The sequence below is a fragment of the Caenispirillum bisanense genome, from assembly GCF_900230255.1.
In the GTDB taxonomy this organism is placed as follows: Bacteria; Pseudomonadota; Alphaproteobacteria; order Rhodospirillales; family Rhodospirillaceae; genus Caenispirillum; species Caenispirillum bisanense_A.
The window spans coordinates 1-14671 of record NZ_OCNJ01000006.1; the positions used below are offsets into that span (position 1 = coordinate 1).

Sequence of the window (14671 nt, forward strand, 5' to 3'; positions counted from 1 at the left end):
TTCTTCTGCGACGGCAGGCGCGGGTCCGTCTCCAGCCGCGCGCCCGTGCTGGGGCTGAAGCCGGCCATGGCCGATGCCGTAATCCGGCGATGCGATTTTCTCAGGGTCATGTACAACCTCGCTTGGTGGTCGGTGATCGGTCTGCCGGGCATCACGGTCATCTTCTTGGCGGTTGAAGACCGGATGTCCTTGGCAGCCGTCGCGGCCACTGGCGAGGGCAAAACCCGCGCCGGACAGGGTCCGACCTACGGCCGGGCTACGCCCGCCCTCCGGTCGGACCCTGTCGTCACCAACAATGTCGCTGGCTCGTCAAGTTCAATGTCGCTGTGCACCCGGTGAAGGAGTACACGCGGAATCACATCCGCGCCTTCCGCGATGCCCTCTTGCTAAAGCCGAAACACATTTCCGGCAGCGACCGCGACCTGTCTTTCCCGACCCTCATTGAAAAGTATCGGGATCAAGACGTGGAGCGCGTTAGCCGGGTGTCGGCGAAAAAACTGTTCAGCTTCGTTCGGTCTCTCTTCAACACCGCGATCAACCTTCACGACCTGAACGAGTCTCCAACGGCAGGTATAACGATTAGTGCGCCGGTATCCGAGACCGATAGAGAGCCGTTTTCGGAGGATGAACTGCGCACCATGTTCAGCGCCGCGCCCTTCTCGCCGTTGAACAAGAGCGACGACTACTGGTTTATCTTGCTGAGCCTGTTTAGCGGCACCCGCGCATCCGAACTTGTCCAACTGCGTCCAGAAGACTTGCAGGAGGAGGGCGGCATTCCCTTCCTAGACGTGTCCACGTCGGGCGGTCGAACACTCAAAACCAAGAGCAGCCGTCGTCGCCTGCCGGTTCACCCCCTCCTGATCCATCTTGGCTTTGTAGACTGGGCAAAGAACCGCAAGGGCCGCATCTTCAACGGCATCCCCATAGGCCGGGCGCAGATCAGCGACCCCGCATCCAAGCGATTCAACAGGTGGCTGGACGACATCGGGATCAGCCGGCCGGAAGTCTCGCTGCATAGCTTTAGACATACCTTCAAGACGATGTGCCGAGCCGCGAACCTGGATGAGCATGTCTCGGACGTTCTCTCTGGACACGCACCTACCAGCGTTGCACGGCGCTACGGAAAGATGCCGCTGGAAGTCCTCGCCGAAGCCATGAACCGTATCACCTGCCCCGTAAACATTCCCTAATACCGTCATAAGCAAAACCTAACTCCGTAAGCGTTTTGTTGTAAGAGTTTACTGTCTATGCTTTACGACCATATGACCGTTTTTCTGTGGTATAGCGCGATCCATTGGCGTATCACTTGTTCATCGCCAACGACCTAACGGAGTAGAGAGAATGCCGACGCAGACGGGTACGCAGGTTGTCGCCACCCACATGGAGAGAGCCCTGGCGCTGTTCCTGGCGGGCGAGTACGCAGCCGCACAAGCCGCCCTCGACGAAGCTAAGGACGCAATGCAGGACGAGGCGGACGGGCTGTGGGTGGACAACAACGCAGCCACCGCAGCGTGACTACGGCGGGCGCCCTGCCCGCCTCTCTGGACCCGTAGCTCAGTTGGATCAGAGCAACGACCTTCTAAGTCGTGGGTTGCAGGTTCGAGTCCTGCCGGGTTCGCCACAAACAGCAAACCCCGCGCCATTAGGTGCGGGGTTTTTGCATATCAGCCATGCACAAGAAAATGCAAGGTTCGATGGAACGAACCTTGACATTTAGGGTTAGACTACCCATATGTGGGCGGTTGCGCACCTGTGGGAATTTCCCATTCCTCACAAGGGCACCGTATAGTCAGGGGGATATCAGATTTGTTCCGGGCGAAGCAAGTGGAAAAACCAGTTTCAATCCTAGAGGCCGTGCGGCGCTTCCCGCCGCCTTACTCCTACCAGACCCTACTGCGTCGGATCGAAGCGGGCGAATGCCCGGTCGCCCGCCCGGTAGGAAAGCGATTCAAGGTCCGCCCCTCAGAGTTCCGCGAGTGGCTGAAGACTCAGAACGCATAAAAAAAATCCGGTCTCGTATGGCGACGAGACCGGAGGCAAGGCATACGCGGCTATCTAAATCCTGGACACGAATATAGAGCCATGAGGCCGTCGTGTCAAACTATGAAGCCGCAGAAAGCCTTGCTCCACATGGTCGCCAGATCATTTTTTGAGAGCATGGTTGATGAACACTGAGGTTTCCGATTCCTTCCTTCACCGGCACCAACTCCTTGGGCTGGTGATTAATGACAGCCGAGGCAGCAAGTCTCGCACCCACATCGCTGCGATGTACTGGATTTTGGAGCGGTACAACGCCGGCAAGGGCTATGCCTGGCCAGGCTATGGCTACATCGCCAAGAACGGCAACATGGACCGCACTAGCGCCATTCGCGCCGTCAACCTTCTTGAGCAGCTAGGATACCTTACTATCGAGCGCGCCGAAGGCGGACGGGCGAGCAATCGCTACACCCCGAACTTCGACCTAATCCATATGGGTAGTAGCGTAGACGCCACTAGTGGCGCGTGTGCCACTGGTAGCGCAGACGCCACCACAGCAGTAGCGGACACGCAACTAGGTAGTGGCGTAGACGCGACCTCTGCGGTGGCGCACATGCAACCCGATTCCTCTTTCTATTCCTCTGAGGAACCCGGCTATGAAGCCGGTTTGACGAAAGAGGAAGAGAAAACGGAACGAAGGGCGGCACAGGCCGACGCCCCTGGGGGGGCGCCGACCCATGCCTTGAAGAAAAGGGCGGCAAAGGCCGCCGCCCCTAACGGGGCGTCGTCCCTTGCCTCGAAGAAGGCTAGTCGTGATCTCTTCGAGGCGTTCATCGCTGTTTACCCTGACGACGCGGGCCGTGATGACTGGGCATGGAAGGCGTACAGCAAGGCGATCTCGCAGGGTGTGTCTCACGAGCAGATCATGGCGCGCGTCGCTGATGCTACGGGCTATCCGGGCTCGTGGCTGAAGACGCTGTACTCTGGCAGCACCCCCACAACGCCTGAAACGGCTATGAAGCCAGTAGAAGCCCCGCCGGTGGTTGAGGATGAACCCATTTTGGATGCGCCGGCCACGGACCCGTGGGATGGCGTCTGCATCGTCCGCAACGCCACATGCGCCAATGAGATCGGAGCCGTTGTGAACGTGGTTGGCGAGCGCGCGCCAGCGGTGGTAACGCACCGTAGCGGCGACTTCTACGGCGTCCTGTTCCGCGACGGGCGGAGGACGACCACGTTAAGCGACCACATCTCCCTCGCTCGCGGGGAGGCCGCGTGATGCAGAACCCTATCCTACGCCTCGCCATGCTCGTGTGCAGCGCCGAGCAGCACATGAAGCGGCAGCTACACCTAATCCACTACGCGCACCTCGTGTCACGACACACCACCGACCTCAGCGATGAGCAGATTCACCGCTTGGCCGATGCGATGGAGATCATGCATTGGTCCGGGCAACTCTATAGCTGCCTGGACGCAATCGGCGAGGTGGCGTGGATGTCCGAGGCTGAACGCGAGGGCCGCGACTGCCTGGAGGAACTGCTACAGCACTCGCGGCCAAAGGCTTCCATACACGACCACCCATACCTCGCGCTGGAATCTAACGACGACGACGGCGCCGAAGTGGAAGAGGATGATGGGCCGGACGGCGAAGTCATGGATGAGAATCATCCTGACTGGGATTTCTATAAACCCGATGCTTAAAGAGGGGGATCAACATGGAAGACACTAAAGTCGGGCAACTTGCCGTTGGAACTGTGGTGGTGAACGAGATGACAGACGGCCTGCCCGTCCACGTCACGGACGCGATGCACCCCCTTGGGCCGGGGGATTGGCTACTGATCCGCAAACCGGACGGTACCCATGGATCCTTCTTCCTGGGAGACCAGGGGGAGCGCGGCATCACGTTCTTCTGGCATGGGATGCGCTTCTACCTCGTGCATGACGGCGGCAACGCCTATCATGTCGAGATGGAGCCTCACCACAAGGACATCCTGGCAGTCCACATGAAGCACGGATACGCCAACGCGATCTAAGACACGAAGCCGGGCCACAGCGCCCGGCTTTTTGTTGTCCGCCCTGCCCTACCTCTAGAATGACCTTCCATTCTCTAGAGGATATTGAACTACAATGAAAACCGATCTTGCCGCCCGCGTCCTGAACGTCGTCACCCTCGCCGCCTACAACCACGGCACCGACCAGCGCGACCCGGTGGCGATCCTGGACACCATGGAGCGCATCGAGGCCATGAAGCTGGATGAGCGCACCGTGGCTGTGCTGGAGGCTTGGCACGCATCCAACGACGATTGGGCGACTGCCGACGACGTGTTCGCGGCTGCTGACAAGCTGGTTAAGGAACAGGAGCGGCGACGGAAGGCGAAGGCGCCGAAGCCTCCGAAGGCGCTCATCACCTACTGACCAGAGAGAGGCGGGCCGCAGGGTCCGCCTTTTTCGTTGCCTCATCCGCCCGCGTTTAACTCCTTGCCCCGCTTGCAAAGCCGCAACCCGCCGTCGCCCCGATCAAATCGCTTACCTAAAGGAATAGGTGGGACACGCGGCTTTGGTCGCAAACCCTCCAAAACCAGAGGCGTTGCCCACGTGTGCATAGCATGCACGTTCCATCATCCTACTTTCCCCCGCACTGGCCCCACCGTCGCCCCCAAGGCGGTGGGGTTCTTTTTTTTTGCGGCGGCGGGAACCCCTGCACCGCCCCCGGCGTATCCTTTGTGGTTGGGCTTCTGACACCCGACCGGCCTATTGGTTTTCCCTTCTCTCCTACAGACCGACAGAAAGCCCCGCCACCGGATCCGGCGGGGCTTTTTGTCTCATAACCGTGGAACCACTGTCGCCTTAAGGTGTCGGCGGGGGCTTCATTTTTGCCGAACCAAGCTGACAAAACCCCCCGGTGCGGCGCGGGGAACTGCACCGGGGGTAAGTTTGTCGCGGCTCGTTGGGACGCTCCGCACGATTAACCTACCGCATTTGTCGGGATCGTATAAAGAAAACATAAGTCATACAGTCGCTCAAGACTTACGATCAAAGGACCAACGCGCCCCGCGTCCGGGCTTTAACTGGCACGCTTTTTGCTTTACCAGCCAAAGCCACAACCACAGCATGCCAAGACCAGCGGAAGTAAAACAGGCGCCCGCGCGAGCCTTCAGAGATAGTAAAAAACGGGCGAATGTTTTTGCTCTCCGCATAACGCTGACAGGGACTTTCGGAACACTTGAAAAAGGTATTCGTAACGGCGGTTATGCGACTCCGAAGTCTCGAAACGCCACACCAATAAAGCGTATTGGTTCCAAGCTGTATGCACCCGCCATACTGCGAATACCCCATAGATAGGCCGTGATATGGCCTAGGTATTCGCAAGGAACCCTATGCCTAAGCACGTCGATAACCCCCAGTACCCTAACAATATCAGCACGGTTCTAGCGGAAGCTCTACTATCTGCGTCTAAGAACCCTCTGACCGTCAACGGCTCCAAGATTGACGGTAGGACCGCGCTCGCGCAGAACTACCGGGAGACATGCATCGAGCTAGTACGCCAGTACGGGGATGCAGTCACCTACGCCGAGTTGATCCTCATCAAACAGGCGGCGGCCCTGAAGGTCGCGCTCGACTCCAGTAGCGCCACGCTGATGCAGGGCGGCGAAGGCGCGAACGACTACGTGCGCATGGTCAACGCCCTGCGCGGCATATTCAAGGAACTGGGGCTTTCGGCGCGCCTCCGTGACGTGACGCCCGGCGAGTGCGACCGCCCCGGCATTGACGCCCACACCGCCGAACTGATCGGGGGCGGCGCATGAGCACCGACCCCATGGCGGACGCCCTGCTGCGCTATGCCCTGCGCGTAGACGGCCTATCGCAAGACCTGGCAGCCCGGATCGCCCGTGACGTGGAGCGCGTGCTTGACCAGGTAGCGGGCAACCTCAGCCGGCGGAACCGCGACGACGCGCCCTTCACCTACGACCGCTTGCAGGAGGTGCGCCGCGAGCTTCAGGCGCTCCGTGCGGCCCTCGCTGTGCGCCTGTCGGAGACCGTGACGGAGGCACAGGCGGCAGTCATCGAGACCGCACCAGCGGCCACCGCAGCGGCGGCAGCGCGCCTTGGCGTGTCATGGACCGCCGTACCCGTGGAGATGCTGGCGAACCTCACCGCCGAGCCATACCAGGGCAAGACGTGGGCGCAGTGGGGCGCAGCACTCGCCGAGCGGACGGAGCAGCGTGTCCTCGATGAGCTACGGGACGCGGCAGCCCTCGGCGAAGGCATTGAGAAGGCCGCACGTCGCCTTGAGACCGTCGCCGACCTGTCGCGCACCAGCGCCCGCAAGCTCGCGCGTACGGCCCTCCAGGACGCGGCAACGCGCACCCACATGGAGACCTTCAAGCGCAACGCTTCGCTTATCAAGGGCTTCAGATTCCTCGCCACCCTCGACGGCAGGGTGTCGCCGACGTGCCGCTCGCTTTCGGGCCGCGAGTTCTCCGCAGACTCGCCCGAGCTTGCCAGCGTCCGACCGCCCCTCCACCCGAATTGCCGTTCCCTACTTGTTCCCATTACCCGCAGCATGTCGGAACTGACCGGCGGCAAGGTGACGACGGAGCCCCCTGCCCCGACGCAGCCGGCCGTGATGAGCACCCGGAGCGTCAAAGACATCCCGAAGTCGGAGCGGCCGAAGCGGATCCAGAGCGTTCCCGCCGGCACGACGTACGAGGATTGGCTACGCACCACCGACGCGGACTTCCAGAAGGAGGTTCTTGGTCCGACCCGCTACCGGGCTTGGAAGAACGGCGTCCCGCTGTCAGGGATGGCGACCTACGACCGAGCCCTCACCATCGCCGAACTGAAGGCGAAATACCCCCTGGAGCTTTCGACATGACCGACGAAATGCGCGCCCGCCTGATTGAGATGATCGCCCAACTGGAAGAGCTATACCGTGACCACTTCAAAGCCTGCCACGAAACCCACCGCGAAACGATCCAGCGCCTCGAAGGGCGGTAAGATTGCCGCATGGCGCAACGGCGCCACCGGCTTCTTCCAATTCATCGACGACGTAAAACCGATGGTGCCGTCGAAAGACGGCCCGCCCGTTGTCGCCGAGTTCTCCGAGCGCGAGCGCGCCGAGATCACCGAGGCCCTGAGCGGTAAATACTCCACCGTCGTCCTGTGCTGGCCTAGACGCCACGGCAAGACGGTGGCAACCGCCTTGATAATCCTGTGGCGCTTTCTCACTAGGACGCATCAGAAGATGGCGCTGGTCGGGAATAACGAGAAGCAAGCTATCGGCGTCGCCTTTGAGACTGTGCGCGGCATTTTGGAGGCGACACCGTACTTCCAGCCGATGATGAGCGGCGATAGCCCTTCTATCGTCATCATGGCGGATAAAATCACCTACAAGCCGGCGAAGAATGAAATCTGCGCCTATGCGAACAACTCGACGGCCTTGTATGGGTATAAGTTCGCGCTGGCACAGGTTACGGAGTACCACGCGGCCAAGAACAACAAGGCTTTCGACACCGCAGCGTCGGCGACCATTGACACCGAAGGCGGGCTAGTCCTGATCGACTCTACTGTCGGCAGCCGAACCAGCCCGCTCTATAAGCTATACAAGGATGCCGAAGACCCTGAGAGCGGCGTCTACTACTCCCACATCTACTACGCGAACAACGACGACGCATTCGCCAACTGCCCCAAGTGGATCAGCCTCCAAGCGCTTAAGCACCGTTCCCGGACCATGCTGCCGCTGGAATGGGCACAGCAGCACCTCAACAACTGGGCGATGTCGTCGGATACCCTGTTCCGGCCCGACGTGATGGCACGCATGACGGCAGACGCCTACCCGCTCGACCTCGACGGACTGACGGCGGGCCGCGGCTTCATGTCGGCCGCTGCACTCGACCGCGCGTGGGGTGACTCCAGCCACGGCGACGCCACCGTGACCAGTTGCGTCGTGAAGGTGCGCGAGGAAGAGGACGAATGCTACTACGTCGTCGATTCCTCAGCCGTTGACGGCAGCACCGGCGGTGGGATCAAAGCCAACTTCCTGCGCTATGAGCACGAATACAAGATCAAGCGGGCTGCATTCGAAGTCTACAACGCGCAGGACGTATTCAACTGGGCACAGACGCGGGACTACGACTCCAAGACTATCAGCGTCAACCAGAACAACAAGGCAGCCGCGTGCAAGTTGCTTTACACTCTCGCTTTTGAAGGCAGACTCAAGGTCCACCCGTCATTCACGGCGCTGATTGAAGAGTTGGCTGTCTTCGAGATGGCGCTTGTCGCGGGTGGCGTCCCCGTCTTCTCCCACCCGGTCGGCGGGCATGACGACCACGTTCTAGCCCTCGCATGGGCTATCTGGCGGCTTCAGGACGTCGACCTCAACAGCTACGAGCTACACGGCGTCAGTTGCCACGCGGCGCCCGTCATGTCGAGCGCCTGCATCCTTCACGGCGGCACCGTCCGCCCCCTGTGCGCCAAGGAATGCCGCTCCTTCGCCGAGCTTGCCCTGATGTACGACCAGTACGTCGAGCGGGCCGGCTGCGCGCCCTTGTCCCTCCTGGACTTCTACCGGACAAAGGTGACGAATATCGGCGTAAGGGTAGTTAATCGCTGATATTTTCGCGTACAGTTACCCGGCGCATATAATCATGGCTAGTTTCGAAACAAGGCTAGCCATGATTTCCCTTATCACTAAGGCACGCGAAGCCAAAGAAGAACGCAACGGCTTCCTCGACATGATTAACGCTTCTACGGCCCGTAAGCGCGAGGCAGAGAAGCGGATCAAGTTCTATTACGACGAACAGATCGAGGAACTGCGCAGCATCATTGCGCGGCAGTGGGCGCACCCTGAGTCCTTCCGGCACTTCTTCTTTAATCTGGTTCGCTACATCGTCGACCAGCGCAGCCACGCATACGCGGATTGGCCGCTGCGGACGTTCGATGGCGCCGACCAGGAGATGTGCGAGCAGATTTTTATGCCGAGGCCGGCGTCAATCTCATGCTCAAGCGCGCCAACCGCATGACATCGCTACTGAAGACCTCGATGGTCTCCGTCCTGTGGGACGATGAGGCGCAGGGTCTTGATGTGCGCGTGGTGACGCCGAACGTGCTGGACGTACGAGCGGCGAACCCGTGGCGCCCGGCTGAAGTCTACATCACGCACGACGCGGCGCAGATGATGGACCGGCAGTTTAGTCATTGGACGGCCGACCGCTACCGGCTGCGCGACTGGCGGGGCGCCGTCATCCAAGAGCAGGCGAACCCGTACGGGGTGGTGCCGCTGGTGCCGTGCTTCGATTACGCGCCGAATGACCGCTTCTTCCTGGCCGGCGGCGACGACCTGATTAGCTCGCAGACGGCTATCAACATCGCCCTTATGAACGTGCATCGGGCGCTGGACATAGCCGTCCACGGAATGCCGGTCGCGACGGGGGTGGATGATCTCCACTTCGATATGCCGGGCGTCGGCAAGGCCCTCCTGCTGCCGAGCAAAGACGCCGACTTCAAGATAGTTAAGCCGGAGTCCGCGATTGCTGAAGCGATGGCCGTCATCGAAGCCGAGATGAAGTTCCTCGGGATCACCTACGGCCTGTCATCGTCTGCCTTTGAGATTGACCGCCCCGCCGAGTCCGGTGCGTCCAAGGTCGCCGAGCGGACCACGCTGGAAGAGCACCGCAGGGACCAGCTCGAACTGTGGCGGATTGTCGAGCGGCGCGTCTTCGAGACCGTCAAGCGCGTATGGAACTACCATCGCCCCGACGCCCCCATTCCTGAGAACGCCACCCTCACCGTGGACTTCGCCGACCCCGGCGCGGCCCTGTCGGAGACGGAACGGCTTGAGGCTGCCGTCAAGCGCCGTGCGCTGGGCGTGTGGAACGAGGTTGACGTGCTCCTTCAGGAGAACGCCGACCTCAACGGCGACCGGAAAGAAGCGGTCCGCCTCCTGCAAAAGAAGCGCGAAGAAAGCGCGATGATTTCCAACCAGGGAAATTCGTTTGATGTCTAATGATGTTCACGCGAACGACGGCGCGGTACCCGTCGATACTTCCGACGCTCACAGCGAGGCGGTAGTCGCTGAGACCACTGAAGCCGCAGCGGAAGGCGGCGAGAAGCGCGAGAAGTTCATTCCGCGCGACCGCTTCGACGAACAGGTCGAGAAGCGGCGCGAGATGGAGGAGCAGCTTGCGTTCATGGCTGAGCGCGTCCTTGCGAACGTGCCGGAGCACCTGAAGGGCTTGATCCCGAAGGAGCTTTCACCGGCAAAGCAGGCGGCTTGGTATTTCGAGGCCCGCGAGACCGGCATTTTCGATACGGCTCCGGCGCCCGCCCCCGTCCCTTCTGTCGGCCGCAAGCCTGAGAGCACGCCGACGCCCCCCGATTTCAGCAGCATGTCGCCGCGCGAACGGCTGACGGCTGCCTACCGAGGTAAATAATCATGGCACTTACCCTTACCGAGTGGTCCAAGACCCACCAGGATCCGCTGCAGTCCTCCGTGATCGAAATGTTCGCGCGGAACTCTCCCCTTCTGGAGCGCATTCCGTTCCGCCGTATCGGCGGCAACGCCTACACCTTCGTCCGCGAGGCTAGCCTGCCTACTGCGGGGTGGTACGACCACGGCGCGGCCTACGCCGAAGGCACTGGCACCGTGGTCGAAGTCACCGAGCGGACTCGGATCCTGGGTCACGACGTTGACATCCCGAAGTCGCTGCTGAAGGCTTCCACGAACCCCGCTGAGGACCGCAGCCGACAGATTGAAATGTCGGTCAAGGCGATGTCGCAGGCGATGAGCCATGTCGTGCTGCGCGGCGACAACACGGCGAACCCGCTGCAGCCGGACGGCATCAACAACAAGCTCGACGCGGGGCAGGTTCTCGAAGCCGGCACCGATGGCGCGCAGCTTGAGCTTGCGATGCTCGATGAAGCCATTGACCAGGTGTTCGGCCGTCCGTCGCTGATCCTTGCGAACCGCACGATTCGCCGCAAGATCAACGCCCTGATGCGTGCCGCTGGGCAGGCTACGGAGACCATCTCCGACGCCTTCGGCCGACAGCTTCAGAGCTACGCCGGCATCCCGATCTCCGACATCGACGACGCCGAATGGGTGGCGCCGCTCCTGCCGTTCAACGAGACGCAGGGCGTCGATACCGAGACCTGTAGCCTGTACCTCATCAACTTCGGCGACGATGCCTTCGGCGGCATCGAGACGGCCGGCATGGAGGTTCGCGACCTGGGCGAACTGCAGACCCAGCCGGTCGAGCGCATCCGCGTGGATTGGCTCGCGAATCCCGCCGTGCTGTGGCATCCGCGCTCCGTGGTCCGCATCCAGGGCGTGAAGAAGCCCGTCTAAGGAGCAAGCCCCGCCGAACCCGACCGGCGGGGCGCTACGCCATGACCGAATCCAACGAGAGACTTGCGGCCCTTGAAACCGACGTGCGGCACATCCGCCTCACCGTCGATAAGATCGCCGCGCTGACGGAAAAGGTCGTGCGCCTCGATGAGCGCATGATTGTCCATGCCGAGCAGCTTGCGGACCTGGCGCCGCGTGTTGAGGCGCTAGAGTCGTGGAAGTGGCGACTGGTCGGGATGGCGACGGTAATCCCCATCATCGTGGGAATTGTCGCCCGGCAGATAGGTCTCGCATAATCAATCTGCATCACGGGTTACGAGTCCCTTGGTGTGGGTCATCTCCGGGAATAGGGCGCTAGCAGGGCTGGCGCCCTATTTCTTTGGGCTTTTCTCCGGGCTTTACAATGGCTTTGCTTTGTGAAACCGGAGATACCCGAATGTGGATTTACTTTGATCTATCTTCTGACACAGAAGAGTTTTCAATCGGCTTCGATATCCGCCCCTCTCGATCCATCGATCTAGACCGGCTGTTCCCTACTGGCGCGTCCCCGCAACGTGTCCGTAGTGGCGTTGAGCGCCTGGTGAAGCGATGCATCAAGGCTTGGGACGTAAGCGATCCGTTCAGCCCCGGGGCGGTCGCCGCGTTCGTCTGTCAGTACCCCGGCATGGTCGAGGCGCTGAAGCGCGCCTGCACCGCGTACGACGAGATCTTCATTGCTGCCGTCAGCGGCACCGACAAGAGCCTCGGGGTGTTCCATGGCGACTGAACATCGCGTCGCAATCGTAATCGACGGCTCCGCAGCAAAGAAAGGCGCTGCGGAGGTAACGCGGTCTTTCGAGGACATCCAGCGCAAGGCGCGGGAACTCGATACCGGACTCAAAGCCACCAAGCGAACAGGCGATGACGCCTTCCGGTCGCTCGTGAGCGGCGCGAGCGCCCTCAAGGGTGCCTTCCTCGGCCTGGGCGCAGGCATGATGGCGCGCGACCTCCTGAGGGTCGCAGACGCCTATACCGGCATCGAAAACCGCCTGAAGCTGGTCACAGCGAGCACAGCAGAATTAGAGACGGCACAACGGTCTCTTTTCGCTGTCGCGCAAGAGACCTATGCGACCTACGGCGCCACGGCGGACCTCTACACGCGCCTCGCCCGCTCCACCGATAGCCTCGGCATCTCGCAGCAGCGGCTAGTCGCTGTCACTGAGTCCGTGAATCAGGCCATCGCCATTTCCGGCGCCTCCGCGCAGTCGGCTGAGGCGGCCCTGTTCCAGTTGGGGCAGGGCCTTGGCGCGGGCGCCCTGCGCGGCGAGGAACTGAATAGCGTGCTGGAACAGACACCGCGACTTGCGCAGGCAATCGCGGACGGTCTCGGCGTCACTGTCGGCCAGCTTCGCAACCTCGGCAGCGAGGGGCAACTTACGGCTGAGCGGGTTATCGCTGCCCTGGAATCGCAGGCTGATGCCCTGGATCGGGAATTCGGTTCAGCCACCCGCCGGGCAAGTGACGCCCTCACTCAGCTACGCAACGAATGGGAACGCACCATCGCCACGGCGTTCGAGGCGGAAGACGGCACCCGCCGGGTAGTCGATGCCATCGACGACATGCGCAGCGTCATTGCTGATCCGACTTTCCAGCGCAACGTCGAGTTCACCTTCGGCCTCATCGGCACCGCCGCCGGCCAGGCTGCGCGTGAGATTAACGAGCTTGTCGGCCTTATTCGGTCCGTCGCGGATATGGACCTTGGGGCCGCCGGCAAGGCGATTGTGGACGGCTCCATTATCGGCCTCGGCAAACGCACGCTAGAGGGCTTCGGCGTGGATCTCTCTGCGGGCGGGCCTGTCGGTGGCGTGATGCCGCAGCTTAGCGAACTACAGAAGGCCGAGCTTGCGGCCGTCAAGGCGGGCCAGGCTGTGACGCAGACGGCGGCGGCGCTGGACGTCGCCACTATCAGCACGGCCAGGGCGACTAAGGAATCCGAGCGGTGGGCCGACGAACTGAGAAAGGCCGCCGAGACGGAACGCGACCGCCTGAACGATCTGTTCGGGGTGGCGGACGACATGCGGACATCGTTCGAGGCGCAGAACGAGGCCCTGCGGCTGGAAATCGCCGGACGTAAAGACCTGGCGGAGCAGCTTCTTTTCGAGGCCGACCTGCGGGACCGACTGGGCGACGTGTACGCCGAAACCGCCCCCGAGATCCGCAAGCTCTACGAGGAAAACCGGCGACTCTCTGACTCACTGCGCGACCAGAAGGACGCGGCAGCCGAGGCGATCCGCGAGCACGAGCGATTCAATGACGAGATCCGCCGTGTATCCGAGACTATCGGCCGAGATTCCGACGAATTCCCCGAAGCCGTGAAGGCTAATCCCAAGATCAAAACCATGATTAACGAGGCCGTGGCATGACCGTCAGCAACATTTACCTTGAACCCCATCGCGTCCGCATTCAGCAGGATACGGTGCAATACTACGCATCCACCGGAAAGCCCGCCGCCCTAGTAGATAGCAAAACCCATGTACTTCCAGACGCACCTGTCGCGGTTGCGTGTCGTGGTCTTGTCCATTTTAGCGACTACATCGAGAGCGCCCTAAAGCCGGCGCGGTCGTTTGATGAGGCTGTGGCACTCGCTGAGACGGCCTACGTGGTCGCTGACTTTGAACGTGCTGACGGAAAGGGATTCGAGACCACCATTGCCGGGGTAGACGCGAACGGCACCGCGCGCGCGGTCGTGCTGTGGGCTCCGGGAGATGGCAGCGTGACCCGTACCGATCTTACGCCGGGCTCCTACCTCCGCCCCGACCTGGGCGACGTGGCGCATCTAGTGAAGCCTGACCTGGACGACGAACGTCTCTTCAGGGTCGCGCTCGTGCAGCAGAAGGTCGCGCACGATAACCGCCTCCTGATGACCGTGGGCGGTTCCTGTACCGTCGTGGAGATTACCCGCGACGGTGTGAAGGAGAAGGTGTTGGGCGACTATCCCGGCCGCAGTGGTATCGAGGCCCAACTTGCGCGCCGCGAGGTGGCGGCATGATGTACGACGCTGACCAGCGGGGCGCGGAACGTGCCGAGGCTGAAGCCGCCGCCGCGAGCCTGAAAGCCGCGATCACTGCGGCAATGGAGTCCGTCCTCGCGGATCTGGAGGCGGAGGCATCGGCGGCGCCTAACCGAGTGGTGCGCCGGGCGATCCGGTCCAAGGGGCGACGGATCAAGGCTGCCGGCACCAAGGCGCATCGGGTAATCGACGCCATGCTGCACCAGGGCACACACACGCTAGAGCGGGTGCATAATGATGCACTGCGTCTACTATCTGATGCTCTATCGTGATAATAAGCCCCGCATAGCCGTGGCTTA

20 protein-coding genes and 1 tRNA gene are annotated in these 14671 nt (G+C 61.5%); all 21 read left to right on the top strand.

Annotated features, from left to right (window positions below; genetic code table 11):
* The coding region (locus CRP50_RS26520) for a hypothetical protein (RefSeq protein ID WP_217992052.1) at positions 1–339 on the top strand (339 nt) is incomplete at its 5' end.
* Positions 336–1190, top strand: coding sequence for a site-specific integrase (locus tag CRP50_RS13905; protein ID WP_141415134.1), 855 nt, complete (start codon positions 336–338; stop codon positions 1188–1190). The genes CRP50_RS26520 and CRP50_RS13905, both read left to right, overlap by 4 nt.
* Before the next feature lie 151 nt (positions 1191–1341).
* Positions 1342–1515: a hypothetical protein gene (locus tag CRP50_RS25590; RefSeq protein WP_176525171.1), complete on the top strand. Its 174-nt coding sequence runs from the start codon at positions 1342–1344 to the stop codon at positions 1513–1515.
* Between the two features lie 28 nt (positions 1516–1543).
* A tRNA-Arg gene (locus CRP50_RS13910) sits at positions 1544–1621 on the top strand.
* Between the two features lie 543 nt (positions 1622–2164).
* Positions 2165–3256, top strand: coding sequence for a helix-turn-helix domain-containing protein (locus tag CRP50_RS13915; RefSeq protein ID WP_097279792.1), 1092 nt, complete (start codon positions 2165–2167; stop codon positions 3254–3256).
* Positions 3256–3678, top strand: coding sequence for a hypothetical protein (locus tag CRP50_RS13920; protein ID WP_097279793.1), 423 nt, complete (start codon positions 3256–3258; stop codon positions 3676–3678). Before CRP50_RS13915 ends, CRP50_RS13920 begins: the two co-directional genes overlap by 1 nt.
* Positions 3679–3692: 14 nt before the next feature.
* The gene (locus CRP50_RS13925; protein ID WP_097279794.1) at positions 3693–4010 is read left to right on the top strand and encodes a hypothetical protein; all 318 of its coding nucleotides are present in this window, start codon (positions 3693–3695) and stop codon (positions 4008–4010) included.
* Between the two features lie 94 nt (positions 4011–4104).
* Positions 4105–4392 carry a hypothetical protein gene (locus CRP50_RS13930; RefSeq protein WP_097279795.1) on the top strand — a complete coding sequence of 96 codons (288 nt, stop codon included), beginning with the start codon at positions 4105–4107 and terminating at the stop codon, positions 4390–4392.
* A gap of 962 nt (positions 4393–5354) precedes the next feature.
* Positions 5355–5783 (top strand): hypothetical protein, encoded by a 429-nt coding sequence (locus tag CRP50_RS13935; RefSeq protein ID WP_097279796.1) that lies wholly within the window; start codon positions 5355–5357, stop codon positions 5781–5783.
* Positions 5780–6853 carry a minor capsid protein gene (locus CRP50_RS13940; protein WP_097279797.1) on the top strand — a complete coding sequence of 358 codons (1074 nt, stop codon included), beginning with the start codon at positions 5780–5782 and terminating at the stop codon, positions 6851–6853. Before CRP50_RS13935 ends, CRP50_RS13940 begins: the two co-directional genes overlap by 4 nt.
* On the top strand, positions 6850–6975 hold the full coding sequence (locus tag CRP50_RS26525) for a hypothetical protein (RefSeq protein WP_416045209.1): 126 nt from the start codon (positions 6850–6852) through the stop codon (positions 6973–6975). Before CRP50_RS13940 ends, CRP50_RS26525 begins: the two co-directional genes overlap by 4 nt.
* A gap of 61 nt (positions 6976–7036) precedes the next feature.
* A complete protein-coding gene (locus tag CRP50_RS13945) occupies positions 7037–8590 on the top strand; it encodes a terminase large subunit domain-containing protein (RefSeq protein ID WP_097279798.1) in 1554 nt (517 codons plus the stop codon).
* A gap of 61 nt (positions 8591–8651) precedes the next feature.
* A complete protein-coding gene (locus CRP50_RS13950; protein ID WP_141415136.1) occupies positions 8652–8999 on the top strand; it encodes a hypothetical protein in 348 nt (115 codons plus the stop codon).
* Positions 8975–9982, top strand: coding sequence for a hypothetical protein (locus CRP50_RS13955; protein ID WP_097279800.1), 1008 nt, complete (start codon positions 8975–8977; stop codon positions 9980–9982). The genes CRP50_RS13950 and CRP50_RS13955 overlap by 25 nt, the downstream gene beginning before the upstream one ends.
* The gene (locus CRP50_RS13960) at positions 9975–10409 is read left to right on the top strand and encodes a hypothetical protein (RefSeq protein ID WP_097279801.1); all 435 of its coding nucleotides are present in this window, start codon (positions 9975–9977) and stop codon (positions 10407–10409) included. The genes CRP50_RS13955 and CRP50_RS13960 overlap by 8 nt, the downstream gene beginning before the upstream one ends.
* A gap of 2 nt (positions 10410–10411) precedes the next feature.
* Positions 10412–11323: a major capsid protein gene (locus CRP50_RS13965; RefSeq protein ID WP_097279802.1), complete on the top strand. Its 912-nt coding sequence runs from the start codon at positions 10412–10414 to the stop codon at positions 11321–11323.
* Positions 11324–11364: 41 nt separating this feature from the next.
* Positions 11365–11619 (top strand): hypothetical protein, encoded by a 255-nt coding sequence (locus tag CRP50_RS13970; RefSeq protein ID WP_097279803.1) that lies wholly within the window; start codon positions 11365–11367, stop codon positions 11617–11619.
* Positions 11620–11759: 140 nt separating this feature from the next.
* The gene (locus CRP50_RS13975; RefSeq protein WP_097279804.1) at positions 11760–12089 is read left to right on the top strand and encodes a hypothetical protein; all 330 of its coding nucleotides are present in this window, start codon (positions 11760–11762) and stop codon (positions 12087–12089) included.
* Positions 12079–13725 (top strand): tape measure protein, encoded by a 1647-nt coding sequence (locus CRP50_RS13980; RefSeq protein ID WP_097279805.1) that lies wholly within the window; start codon positions 12079–12081, stop codon positions 13723–13725. Before CRP50_RS13975 ends, CRP50_RS13980 begins: the two co-directional genes overlap by 11 nt.
* The gene (locus tag CRP50_RS13985; RefSeq protein WP_141415137.1) at positions 13722–14351 is read left to right on the top strand and encodes a hypothetical protein; all 630 of its coding nucleotides are present in this window, start codon (positions 13722–13724) and stop codon (positions 14349–14351) included. The genes CRP50_RS13980 and CRP50_RS13985 overlap by 4 nt, the downstream gene beginning before the upstream one ends.
* The gene (locus CRP50_RS13990; protein WP_097279807.1) at positions 14348–14644 is read left to right on the top strand and encodes a hypothetical protein; all 297 of its coding nucleotides are present in this window, start codon (positions 14348–14350) and stop codon (positions 14642–14644) included. The genes CRP50_RS13985 and CRP50_RS13990 overlap by 4 nt, the downstream gene beginning before the upstream one ends.
* Positions 14645–14671 lie beyond the last annotated feature (27 nt).

What these genes read in the sequence shown, in the direction of transcription:
- CRP50_RS13940 (WP_097279797.1), top strand. Translation starts at nt 5,780, where the DNA reads ATGAGCACCGACCCCATGGCGGACGCCCTGCTGCGCTATGCCCTGCGC.
- CRP50_RS13920 (WP_097279793.1), top strand. Translation starts at nt 3,256, where the DNA reads ATGCAGAACCCTATCCTACGCCTCGCCATGCTCGTGTGCAGCGCCGAG.
- CRP50_RS13980 (WP_097279805.1), top strand. Translation starts at nt 12,079, where the DNA reads ATGGCGACTGAACATCGCGTCGCAATCGTAATCGACGGCTCCGCAGCA.
- CRP50_RS25590 (WP_176525171.1), top strand. Translation starts at nt 1,342, where the DNA reads ATGCCGACGCAGACGGGTACGCAGGTTGTCGCCACCCACATGGAGAGA.
- CRP50_RS13930 (WP_097279795.1), top strand. Translation starts at nt 4,105, where the DNA reads ATGAAAACCGATCTTGCCGCCCGCGTCCTGAACGTCGTCACCCTCGCC.
- CRP50_RS13990 (WP_097279807.1), top strand. Translation starts at nt 14,348, where the DNA reads ATGATGTACGACGCTGACCAGCGGGGCGCGGAACGTGCCGAGGCTGAA.
- CRP50_RS13945 (WP_097279798.1), top strand. Translation starts at nt 7,037, where the DNA reads ATGGTGCCGTCGAAAGACGGCCCGCCCGTTGTCGCCGAGTTCTCCGAG.
- CRP50_RS13935 (WP_097279796.1), top strand. Translation starts at nt 5,355, where the DNA reads ATGCCTAAGCACGTCGATAACCCCCAGTACCCTAACAATATCAGCACG.
- CRP50_RS13925 (WP_097279794.1), top strand. Translation starts at nt 3,693, where the DNA reads ATGGAAGACACTAAAGTCGGGCAACTTGCCGTTGGAACTGTGGTGGTG.
- CRP50_RS26525 (WP_416045209.1), top strand. Translation starts at nt 6,850, where the DNA reads ATGACCGACGAAATGCGCGCCCGCCTGATTGAGATGATCGCCCAACTG.
- CRP50_RS13915 (WP_097279792.1), top strand. Translation starts at nt 2,165, where the DNA reads ATGAACACTGAGGTTTCCGATTCCTTCCTTCACCGGCACCAACTCCTT.
- CRP50_RS13975 (WP_097279804.1), top strand. Translation starts at nt 11,760, where the DNA reads ATGTGGATTTACTTTGATCTATCTTCTGACACAGAAGAGTTTTCAATC.
- CRP50_RS13985 (WP_141415137.1), top strand. Translation starts at nt 13,722, where the DNA reads ATGACCGTCAGCAACATTTACCTTGAACCCCATCGCGTCCGCATTCAG.
- CRP50_RS13965 (WP_097279802.1), top strand. Translation starts at nt 10,412, where the DNA reads ATGGCACTTACCCTTACCGAGTGGTCCAAGACCCACCAGGATCCGCTG.
- CRP50_RS13955 (WP_097279800.1), top strand. Translation starts at nt 8,975, where the DNA reads ATGCTCAAGCGCGCCAACCGCATGACATCGCTACTGAAGACCTCGATG.
- CRP50_RS13960 (WP_097279801.1), top strand. Translation starts at nt 9,975, where the DNA reads ATGTCTAATGATGTTCACGCGAACGACGGCGCGGTACCCGTCGATACT.
- CRP50_RS13970 (WP_097279803.1), top strand. Translation starts at nt 11,365, where the DNA reads ATGACCGAATCCAACGAGAGACTTGCGGCCCTTGAAACCGACGTGCGG.
- CRP50_RS13950 (WP_141415136.1), top strand. Translation starts at nt 8,652, where the DNA reads ATGATTTCCCTTATCACTAAGGCACGCGAAGCCAAAGAAGAACGCAAC.